Source organism: Trichothermofontia sp., assembly GCF_053493415.1.
Genome location: NZ_JBRCAD010000024.1, coordinates 1 through 10,764, shown reverse-complemented (window position 1 = coordinate 10,764; position 10,764 = coordinate 1). Strand labels below are relative to the sequence as shown.

7 protein-coding genes are annotated in these 10,764 nt (G+C 54.8%); 3 read left to right on the top strand and 4 right to left on the bottom strand.

From position 1 onward, the window contains the following. Positions 1–15: 15 nt before the first annotated feature. Entirely contained in the window at positions 16–3,138 is a 3,123-nt protein-coding gene (ppc, locus tag ACWIUF_RS02435; protein WP_448570586.1) for a phosphoenolpyruvate carboxylase, read from the top strand. Positions 3,139–3,426: 288 nt separating this feature from the next. Here the strand turns inward: ppc and ACWIUF_RS02430 are convergent, their stop codons facing one another. The 4 genes from ACWIUF_RS02430 to ACWIUF_RS02415 form a co-directional block, all read right to left on the bottom strand. Next, the gene (locus tag ACWIUF_RS02430; RefSeq protein ID WP_448570585.1) at positions 3,427–4,251 is read right to left on the bottom strand and encodes a helix-turn-helix domain-containing protein; all 825 of its coding nucleotides are present in this window, start codon (positions 4,249–4,251) and stop codon (positions 3,427–3,429) included. After that, on the bottom strand, positions 4,248–5,036 hold the full coding sequence (locus tag ACWIUF_RS02425; RefSeq protein ID WP_448570584.1) for a pseudouridine synthase: 789 nt from the start codon (positions 5,034–5,036) through the stop codon (positions 4,248–4,250). The genes ACWIUF_RS02430 and ACWIUF_RS02425 overlap by 4 nt, the downstream gene beginning before the upstream one ends. A 328-nt stretch (positions 5,037–5,364) precedes the next feature. Beyond that, the gene (locus ACWIUF_RS02420; protein ID WP_448570583.1) at positions 5,365–6,822 is read right to left on the bottom strand and encodes a sensor histidine kinase; all 1,458 of its coding nucleotides are present in this window, start codon (positions 6,820–6,822) and stop codon (positions 5,365–5,367) included. Positions 6,823–7,080: 258 nt separating this feature from the next. Then, entirely contained in the window at positions 7,081–7,875 is a 795-nt protein-coding gene (locus ACWIUF_RS02415; RefSeq protein ID WP_448570582.1) for a response regulator transcription factor, read from the bottom strand. A 715-nt stretch (positions 7,876–8,590) separates the two neighbouring features. On the opposite strand from ACWIUF_RS02415, the gene ACWIUF_RS02410 reads away from it, so the two are divergent. Together ACWIUF_RS02410 and ACWIUF_RS02405 are read left to right on the top strand one after the other, a co-directional pair. After that, positions 8,591–10,156, top strand: a complete 1,566-nt coding sequence (locus ACWIUF_RS02410; RefSeq protein WP_448570581.1) for a B12-binding domain-containing radical SAM protein — start codon at positions 8,591–8,593, stop codon at positions 10,154–10,156. A 349-nt stretch (positions 10,157–10,505) separates the two neighbouring features. Further along, a partial coding sequence (locus ACWIUF_RS02405; protein WP_448570580.1) for a hypothetical protein occupies positions 10,506–10,764 on the top strand: 259 nt, incomplete at its 3' end.

Below are 10,764 nucleotides of genomic sequence, written 5' to 3'. Positions count from 1 at the left end.
CAGTACACGCCCCCCATGCAAACCACCGGCCCCCAAAAAAGCAACCGGATCACGAGGGTTACGACGAATATGACCGCTGCCGAAAAACGACTACTCAACCGTCGCCTGCGCTTGACGGAGGAAATCTGGCAGGCTGTTTTGTGCGAAGAGTGTGGCCAAGAATTAGTCGATTTGTTGATTAGTCTGCGGCAACTGTGTTCACCAGAAGGACAGGCGCCCAATTTTCTGGAATCGGAAGCCCTCCGGGTCATTGAACATCTGGATCTAGAGGAAGCCATCCGTCTAACCCGTGCCTTTGCCCTCTATTTCCAACTGATCAATATTGTTGAACAGCATTATGAACAGCGGCAGCAGCAGCAACAATACCGCGATAACTATAACCAAAGCATTGAGGACGCCGTACGCGGTGGCCTGGGGGTAACCCACCTACGCACCAGTGTCGATCAGGCCCTAGCCAATGTCCGGGGAACACCCCATGCGGCCCTAGAAGGGCCAGTGACGGTGGAAACGTCCTTTCATGCCAGTTTACTGGAGAAAAGTTTGCTCGTATCCGGGGCATCGCGCAAGGGACCCGCAACGTTGCAGTGGCTGTTCCCGGAACTAAAACGCTTGAACGTACCCCCGCAACATATTCAGCGATTGATTGATAATCTGGACGTGCGCATGGTGTTCACAGCCCACCCCACGGAGATTGTGCGCCACACCATTCGCAGTAAGCAACGGCGGATCGCCGGACTGTTGACCCAGTTGGATCTGATTGAGGCCGGGAGTCACTCGCCGATGGCGGACTGGGAGGCAGATAAAATTCGCCAAACCCTGATGGCGGAGGTGCGGCTCTGGTGGCGCACAGATGAACTCCACCAGTTCAAACCGTCGGTGCTGGACGAGGTGGACTATACGTTGCACTATTTCCAAGAAGTCCTCTTCGATGCGGTGCCGAAACTGTTCGATCGCTTCAACCGTGCCCTGCATAGTGTTTTCCCCTACCTGCGTCCACCCCGCGTCAACTTTTGTAAGTTTGGGTCCTGGGTTGGGGCTGATCGCGATGGTAATCCTTCCGTGACCCCCCAGGTGACGTGGCGCACGGCCTGCTATCAACGCAAGTTGGTGTTGGAAAAGTATATTCAGTCGATCGAAAAACTGATCGCTCTCCTCAGTCCCTCCCTGCACTGGAGCCAGGTGTTGCCGGAATTGCTGGAGGCGTTGGAGCAGGACCGCATCCAAATGCCGGAGGTTTACGAAGCCAAGGCCATTCGCTACCGTCAGGAACCCTACCGCCTAAAGCTGACCTATGCACTGGAGCGGCTGAGAAATACCCGCGATCGTAACCTTTGTTTGGATAATAGTTCCCAGGAGGAACGGACTGCTTCCGACTGTCCCACCACCAACTTGTATCGATCGGGCGATGAGTTTTTAGCGGAATTGCGGTTAGTCCAGGCCAGTCTGCTGCAAACCGGGTTAACGTGCGAAGAACTGGAAACCCTCATCCGCCAAGTCGAAATCTATGGCTTTAACCTGGCCCAACTGGATTTGCGCCAGGAAAGTTCCCAGCACGGCAACACGATCGATGAAATTACGGCCTACCTCCAGGTTTTGCCCAAGCCCTATGCCGACATGACGGAGCGGGAGCGTTGTGACTGGCTGGTGCAGGAACTCAAAACCCGGCGTCCCTTGATCCCGGCCAACCTACCCTTCTCAGAGCGGACCTGTGAGATCATCGAAACCTTCCGGATAACCCACCAGTTGCAGCAGGAGTTTGGCCAAGAGATCTGCCAAACCTATATCATCAGCATGAGCCACTCCGTCAGTAATCTGCTGGAGGTCTTGCTGCTGGCAAAGGAAGCCGGGTTATACGATCCCGCTACGGGGGTGAGCCGTCTCCAGGTGGTGCCGCTGTTTGAAACCGTCGAGGATCTGCGGCGGGCACCCGCGATTATGCAACACTTGTTTGAGCTACCGCTTTACCGTGCCCTGCTGGCTGGGGGATATGAAGCAATGGCCCAGGCCGATCCCCAAGCCGATACAACGGCGACGGGGCTGCAAGAGGTGATGCTGGGGTATTCCGACAGCAATAAGGATTCCGGATTCCTCAGCAGTAATTGGGAGATTCACAAGGCCCAGAAAGCCCTCCAGGCGATCGCGGAGCAACATGGGATTGCCCTACGGATTTTCCACGGGCGCGGGGGATCGGTCGGGCGCGGGGGGGGACCTGCCTATGAGGCAATTCTGGCCCAGCCCGGACGGAGTATTAATGGCCGCATTAAGATTACCGAGCAAGGGGAAGTGCTGGCCTCCAAGTATTCCCTACCGGAATTGGCGCTGTATAACCTGGAAAACATCACGACGGCGGTAATTCAGGCCAGTTTGCTGCGCACTGGGTTTGACAATATTGAACCCTGGAACGAAATCATGGAGGAGTTGGCGGCCCGATCGCGCCAGCACTATCGCCAGCTCATCTACGAGCAACCGGATTTTATTGATTTCTTCCACCAAGTCACCCCGATCGAGGAAATCAGTAAATTGCAAATTAGTTCGCGTCCCTCGCGGCGATCGGGGAAACGGGATATGGCGAACCTGCGGGCCATTCCCTGGGTCTTTAGCTGGACGCAAACCCGCTTCCTGCTGCCCTCCTGGTACGGCGTCGGCACGGCCCTACGGGAATTCCTGAATGAGGCCCCGGATGAGCACCTGAGCCTGTTGCGTTATTTCTATTACAAATGGCCCTTTTTCAAGATGGCGATCTCGAAGGTGGAAATGACCCTCTCGAAGGTGGATCTGCAAATTGCGCACCATTATGTGCGGGAATTATCACAACCGGAAGACCGGGGTCGGTTTGAACACCTGTTTGAACAAATTTCCCGAGAGTATCACCTGACGCGAGATTTGGTTTTGGCGATTACGGAACATCAACGGCTGTTGGATGGTGATCCGGAGTTGCAAGCCTCAATCCAACTGCGCAATGGTTCGATCGTGCCGCTGGGTTTCCTACAAGTGTCGTTGCTGAAACGGCTGCGCCAGTACCAATCCCAAGCCGCAAGCGGTATGGTGGTGCGATCGCGCTATAGCCAAAGCGAACTCCTGCGGGGTGCCCACCTGACAATTAACGGCATCGCGGCAGGGATGCGTAATACCGGTTGATCGGGCTGATAGGTAAAATAAAAAGCCAAAATGCGTGGGGTAGGGTGTGGCCTACCCTGCTATTGTTGGCAGAGGTACAAGCAGCGGCTTACCCCGCGCGGGTAGCAGGGACTTTTAACGACTAAAGTTGTTCCTACGAGCTTTTAACGACTAAAAACGACTAAAGTCGTTCCTACGAGCTTGTTTAGTCGCCAAAGCAACCGTATTTAGACTTTTCAAAAGGTTCTAAACAAGGAGGGCTAGGCATCGTCTGCCTGCCCCAGGAATAGCGTTGAGCTTGGAACAGACCTAAAACCGCAGGTTTAGAGGCAAACTCGCCGTTTGGGCGGTTGATTCAAAGACCACTTCCTCAACGGCTCCGGGTTCACCCAGGCGTTCATCCTTACCGTCATTAAAGCTCAACAGGACGGCCCCGGCATCGCCCGCCCGAACAACAAGCTGTTGATTCGCCGCCCACTGTTGATTGGCCCCTGGCTGGAGGACCCCTTCAAAGGCGGTTTGCCCATCCGCAACAACGCGAATCCACGACGGGGATACCAAAGTAACCCGCACCCGCAAGGGCTTGCTCGGCTCAGCCTTGGGGGCGTTGATCTGCATGGTGGCGGGTTCCGGAGGCGTCGAAGTGGGTAGCTCGGAGGGGGGCATAGCTTCGGTGACGTTAGGGGTTTGGCCTGTTTGCCCGATCGGGGGATTGACTAAGGAGGACAGACCGTTCACCGCACAGACCACGACAAAGATGTAGAGCAAATAGAGGTGAAAGGGACGCAATTGGGTAATGGGCGACTGTCTCCAACGAAAGGGGTGTCCCTCACGCCGAACAATATCGCCCGTGGGAAACTGCTGGGCTAAGGGTGCCCCCTCCAGTCCTAGGGCCTCGGCAAAGCGACGAATAAATCCCTGGATATAGACCGGCTCTGGCAGGGCTTCTAACCGCCCTTCCTCAATCGCTTGCAGCAGGCGAGCCTGAACCAAAGTCCTAGAAGCGACTTCCTGAAGGGAGAGCGCTTGCCGTTTCCGAACATCGGCCAGATAGGCCCCGATCGTGGCTAGTTGCTCTGCCTGTTGTTGTTGTAATGGCAAGCTGCTTTTCCGCATTTTCCCACGCTTTCTCATAGCCTGCGCTCCTCACTCGCAGTCGATACGCCTAAGACCCGATCGCAAACCCGCTGGGATTCGCGCTTCAGGACAGTAATTTCTGGCCCAGTCAGCGATCGCCACTGGCCAGACGGCAGATTGCCCAATTGGATGGGGCCAATAGCTACCCGCTGTAGGTGCAACACGGGGTGCCCTAATAACTCGGCCACGCGCCGAATTTGCCGGTTCCTGCCTTCATGCAGGGTGATTTCCAAACAAGTCCGGGCCGGTTCTAGGCAACGATCTAGGACACGCACCGTCGCTGGCAACGTTGGACGCCCTTGCAGTCGAATTCCCTGCCGCCACTGTTGCAGGATCGCTGGGGAGGGATTACCCTTAACCCACACTTGATAGGTTTTAGCCACGTGGTAACGCGGATGCGTTAGGTAAAACGTGAGCGAACCATCGTTGGTGAGCAAAAGGGCACCAGTCGAGTCGGCATCGAGCCGACCCACAGGATGAAGGCCCTGTTGTTGCCACTGGGACGGTAGCAGTGCCAGCACCGTCAATCGCCCCTGGGGATCACGGCAGGTGGATACCACACCTGCGGGTTTGTTCAGTAACAGATAGCTCAGGTTGGGAGTATCACAGGGGTACAACCGCTGACCATCGATCGTAATGGTGTCTGCATTGGGGTTAGCCTTTTGCCCTAAATGGGCCGTGACGCCATTCAATTGCACTCGCCCCGTCAGGATCATCTGTTCAGCCTGACGCCGAGAGGCAATGCCTCGCTGGGAGAGAATTTTTTGCAGCCGTTCTTCCATAGGGGGGGATAAGCCGAACTCCTAATGCACTGTTACCTGTTGTCGCACCTGTTGTCGTTGGCCAGTCCTACGCGATCCGGGATCTTGCCTGATCTGCCGGAATCTGACGGGTAGTCGTGCCTCCCTGAACGCCTGACAGGCAAATCGGGGGCGGATTCCCGTAGGCACCGTTATGGTGCTTGGGGACCATCGCTGGCTACCCACGCAATTGGCTGTTCTATATTCAACCACGGGAGTAAAGCAATGTTAAGCACTCTTCCCCATCTCCCAACAAATTTTCTAGCTGTTTGCTGTCTGGCATGGTAGCAGTCCTAACCCACGGCGGGGGCTAATAATGGTTGTGGCTGGGGGAAGTATCTGGGGCTGCTTGGGGTAAAAATACCTGGAGCCATGCCCCCCCGGTCTGGGGATGATTACTGGCCCGAACAAAGCCCTGGTGGGCCTCAACAATTTGACGCACAATGGCTAGGCCAAGGCCACTACTTCCCCCGATGGTGGCGACTGCTTCGCTCCGCGCTGCTTGTCCGAGCCGAACCTCTGTGGCCCGGGGTGATAAGGGGGAAACGGGCAACGGATAGGTGAACAGTCCTTGCTCGCGATCGGTTGCGATTTCACTGTGAGTACGGGCGGGATCAGCGCGATAAAACCGCTCAAAAATGTGTGGGAGATCGGCTTCGGGAAAGCCCTGGCCACTATCGATGACATCGATCTGGACCCACGTAGGACAAGCCGCAATCACCGCAGCGGGTGGGGTGAGCCTCTCCATCCTTAATGCCGTGGCGGCCCGGATCTGTGCCTGGATCACGACTTTCCCTGCCAGTGGACTATACCGAATACTATTATCCAGCAAATTCGCCATAACCCGGTAGAGGCGGGAGTAATCTCCCCACAACCGTAGGGGAGCTGGTCCTTGGTATGTCAACTGGATCTGTCGCTTTTGGGCGAGGGGATCAAGGTTATGGCAAACAGAATCGATGAGATCCGCGAAATCAAGGGATTTGCACTGTAGGCAAGTCCCAACCCCCCGTTCGAGTTGGGTAAGGTCGAGCAGGTCCTGCACCAGGGTGCTCATGCGGATAACCTCCCTAATGACGCGATCGGTCCAGTGGTGCAAAGAAGGATCTAGCCCGTTCTGGATGGTTTCCATCACCAGCCGGATCGAGGTCAGGGGCGTTTTTAATTCATGGGCCAGGTCGGAAAAGGCGCGATCGCGTTGCTGTCGCAGTTGTAAAACTTCCTGGCGATCCTCGAGAAAAACCCCAACTTGCTGGTTCGGGAGGGGGAAACTATGGCCCCGCAGAGAAATGATCGGCGTTAGGCTGGGTGAACTGGGTGTGGTGGGCAAATGGGATAGGTGCAGACTCCATTCACACTCCGTTGGGCGCTGGGTTTGGCGCGTTTGGGCAATTAACTGATCTAACTCGTAGGAGCGGATAACCTCTAAGAGAAGCCGGGGCTTAGTTGCTTCCCAAGTATGAATTTTTAATAACTGATAGGCAGCGGCATTACACCACACTAACCGATCCTCCGCATCGACTTGTAAATAGCAAACCGGAGCTTGGTGTAAGACTTGCTTCCAGATCTCAAGCGCCTGTTCCAGTTCCGCACAACGTTGCTTCTGGATGCTGATGGCACCGGTCAAGCGTGAGGTGAGGGGGAGGGCAACTTGGAGGGCATCGGGTTTGATCTCCTGAATGAGCGATCGCAGCTTGCGATCGAACCGCCAATGGTATACCCCAAGACAGACGAGGCCCACGGCTAGCCCTTGTAGGAATGCGAATAGCACAGGTCTAATCCCAATAATGGGTTTTTCGCGTAATCGTAGATCTGTGATGGCGGTTTCTTAAAGGTGATATCAACTGATATAGCAAGCCTAAAGGGTTTGTGCAGGCATGGAGTGCAGTCCCCTAGCCAGGGCAGGAGGATGCCTACCCCACGCTCATCAGTCACCTGAACTTGCTACATCCAGGCTGTTTCTTCATACTTGCCGTTCTTCCAAGTTTACTATCATCAGACCACCCTGATCTGGGTTCAGTTGATTAGCTTAACCAAAGCGATAGCCAAACCCCCGTACAGTGACGAGGTATTCTGGGTTACTCGGATCGGCTTCTAATTTTTCCCGTAGCCAGCGAATATGCACGTCCACTGTTTTACTATCGCCCATGAAATCAGGTCCCCAAACGCGCTCCAGTAATTGCTCCCGTGACCACACCCGCCGGGGATAACTCATAAATAATTCCAGCAGGCGAAATTCCTTGGGTGAAAGGCTGACTTCTGCCTCCCGGACTAACACCCGGCATTCCTGGGGATACAGGACAATCTCTTGAAAACGGAGGACAGTGGGTTGACTTTGGACGTGACTAAGGCGTTGGCGACGCAGCAAAGCTCGACAACGGGCGACCAATTCCCGCATCCCAAACGGTTTAGTGAGGTAGTCGTCAGCACCGACCTCTAGCCCAACCACACGATCGGTTTCCGACCCCCGCGCACTCAAAATCAAAATGGGGACATTGTTACCTTCCCGTCGTATCAATCGGCAGAGATCCAAACCATTGATACTGGGCAGCATCAGATCCAGGATCATCAGATCAAAGTGGAACGACGCCGGACCGCCATCGGTGGTCCGGCCCCACCATTCAGAGGGATTCGCCGAGGGGAGCGGGGATACCTCTTGGGCCAAGGAAAGCGCCTGCCGCCCATCGGCAGCTACAACCACCTCATAGCCTTCTTCGCGCAGGGCGAGGGCGATCGCCTCGCGAATCAGATCCTCATCCTCTACCAACAAAATTCGCCCAAAGTTCAGACTGGGTTCTGGTTTGGTAGCTTCTAGCAATGGCATAACGATTGGTTCCCGGCAGGTTTAGGTCCGATGGCTATGGCCTTGCATTCGGTCCCCCTCATCCCAAGGCCGATCACAGCGATCCTGACGATCGCATCACCGCTATCGTAACATTTGGGTTCACCGTTCATACCTGACTGAGAAGGCTGAGAATGGCATGAGATTGAGTTAGCGGTGGCAATCAATGGGGAGGGCAGATGAGTTCGCTGGGAACGGGGGGAAAGGTGGCGGGCAGTCGTGGGATGACGTTGAAGTTTAAGCGCTCAGTCAAGCGGGTGGGGTAGGCATCCTGCCTGCTTGCAATCAAAGTTGTGAGGTAGGCATCCTGCCTGCTTCTAAGCGGATGTTTTAAAAGGGGATCGCGGTTAAAACCGCGACTACGAACTTCAACGGGATAACATTGCTTGGGGGCTTAGGGCGGGTACTTTTCGAGGTGCCCTGTACATAGACGATGCGATGGATATTATTGATTGTTCGGACACCTAACGTCACTTGCTATCAGCCGCTGGGCAGAGAGTTTCGCCTTGCTCCAGCAGGGGGGTGGGTACCAATGGCCAACCTGAGCATCTACGAGTCGCTAATGGAGAGTGGCCTCAAAATTGCGTCTGAGCCAACCCAAACGCGGCCCATCATCCTATAAAAATGGCGGATAAGACCCAAAATGCTTGCATAATTGCCTACAATCAAGCATAAATACGCGTAAGAGTTAGAAGGAATGCGAGTTTTACTCCTCTATCCCCAGTTTCCCAAAAGCTTTTGGTCCTTTGAGAAAGCCTTGGAACTGGTTGACCGCAAGGCATTGCTGCCCCCCCTTGGTTTGATTACCGTCGCTGCAATACTGCCCCAAACCTGGGAGTTTAAGCTGGTCGATCGCAACGTGTGTGATGTGACGGAAGCGGAATGGGCTTGGGCCGATCTAGTGATATCGTCCGCCATGATTGTGCAAAAGGAAGATTTCTTGGCCCAGATTCGGGAGGCTAAGCGGCGCGGTAAATTGGTGGCGGTTGGCGGTCCCTATGCCACAGCCTTGCCCCAGGAACCCCTGGCTGCCGGGGCCGATTTCTTAGTTCTGGATGAGGGAGAAATTACCCTGCCGATGTTGGTTGACGCCTTGGCGCAAGGGAAAACCCAGGCAGTTCTCCGGGCCGATGGCGAAAAACCGGATGTGACACAAACGCCGATCCCCCGCTTTGATCTGCTTGACTTCAACGCCTACGACAACATGTCGGTACAATTCTCGCGGGGCTGCCCTTTCCAGTGCGAATTTTGCGACATCATTGTACTCTACGGTCGCAAACCCCGAACGAAGACCCCTGAACAATTTTTGGCCGAATTAGAGCGGCTCTATGAATTGGGTTGGCGACGCACGGTTTTTCTCGTTGATGATAATTTTATTGGTAATAAACGCAACGTTAAACTATTGTTGAAAGCTCTGCGTCCCTGGATGGTAGAACACGGATTCCCCTTCCACTTCAATACAGAGTCTTCGGTGGATTTGGCCCAGGATCAGGAACTCATGGATCTGATGGTCGCCTGTAACTTTAATGCTGTCTTCCTGGGCATTGAAACCCCGGATACCGAAAGCCTTTCCGTTACTCAGAAGTATCAAAATACCCGCGATCCGTTGGCGGATTCCGTCGATACGATTATTCGATCGGGCCTACGGGTGATGGCCGGTTTTATTATTGGCTTTGATGGCGAAAAAACAGGTGCAGGCGATCGCATTGTCCAATTTGTTGAAACGGCGGCTATTCCCACGGCCTTCTTCAGTATGTTGCAAGCCCTGCCAGATACCGCCCTCTGGCATCGCCTGAAAAAAGAGGGGCGGCTGCGGGGGGATAGCAATGCCAACCAAACGACGTTGATGAACTTTATTCCTACCCGACCCATTGAAGAAGTGGCACGGGAATATGTCGATGCCTTCTGGCGACTCTATGATCCCCTCGCCTATCTCAACCGCACCTATCGCCATTTCCTGAAAATGGGGACGCCGGAGCATAAGGTCTCCTTGCGTAAGGTAAATTGGGTCAGTATTCGGGCGCTGCTATTAGTATGCTGGCGACAGGGGGTCGTGCGGAAAACCCGCCTACGGTTCTGGCTCAACTTGATCGGCATCCTGCGGCATAATCCGCGTGTTTGGGATCACTACCTTTCCATTTGTGCCTTGAATGAACACTTCCTGGAATACCGGCAGATTGTACGGGATCAGATTGAACAACAATTGGCGGATTTGCTGACTGAAGAAGCAGTCGTCGATCGCAGCCCTGTGCAGGCTGCCTAGTGCTCTGCCCCACTTAATGGGGGTAGGTTAGGGCGCACGGCGTTTGCCCCAACACAGTGAGCGGGTTAAATCTCACAGGCGCAACACCAACCTACACCCCGTTATTGTAAGCATGACCTTCTACGAGCGGGACTGTTATCAGCCAGGAGAATGGCGATCGTGGCAGTCATCTCTCGTTCCACTGCGCAATCAGTCCCCCGATCAGCCCAAAAACGATCGCGTGAGCTATAGTGGGAGTAGTCAACTAAGAATACCCCAACGTTGTCGTCAAGCTTTTTCAAGTCAGGTAAATCTCTGACAAATTCCTGAAACGATCGCTCTCGGCACATCGGGTATTAAAGGATTAGCCATGTTAGGTAAGCCGTTTGTGTCCGTGCGGCTAGGGCCATTGTTCAGTGGGACGATCCTGTTGGTGGCCGTGGCTCCCGGTTTGGCATGGGGGAATCACCCGCCTGTCCGTTCTCGCCCCGATCGGGCATCTGCTGCCCTCGCCCTAGCTGCTAATGATGTGGTTGTGCCGGCTGTCTCTGGCCCAGCTATTTCCGTGCCTACCCAGGTAACGCCTTCCCCCGCGATCGCGCCGCCCCCGCCAATGGCTCCCGTCATGC

Excerpts from the sequence above, each read along its gene's own strand:
- ppc (WP_448570586.1), top strand. The coding sequence starts at position 16 with ATGCAAACCACCGGCCCCCAAAAAAGCAACCGGATCACGAGGGTTACG.
- ACWIUF_RS02430 (WP_448570585.1), bottom strand. The coding sequence starts at position 4,251 with ATGAGAAAGCGTGGGAAAATGCGGAAAAGCAGCTTGCCATTACAACAA.
- ACWIUF_RS02425 (WP_448570584.1), bottom strand. The coding sequence starts at position 5,036 with ATGGAAGAACGGCTGCAAAAAATTCTCTCCCAGCGAGGCATTGCCTCT.
- ACWIUF_RS02415 (WP_448570582.1), bottom strand. The coding sequence starts at position 7,875 with ATGCCATTGCTAGAAGCTACCAAACCAGAACCCAGTCTGAACTTTGGG.
- ACWIUF_RS02410 (WP_448570581.1), top strand. The coding sequence starts at position 8,591 with ATGCGAGTTTTACTCCTCTATCCCCAGTTTCCCAAAAGCTTTTGGTCC.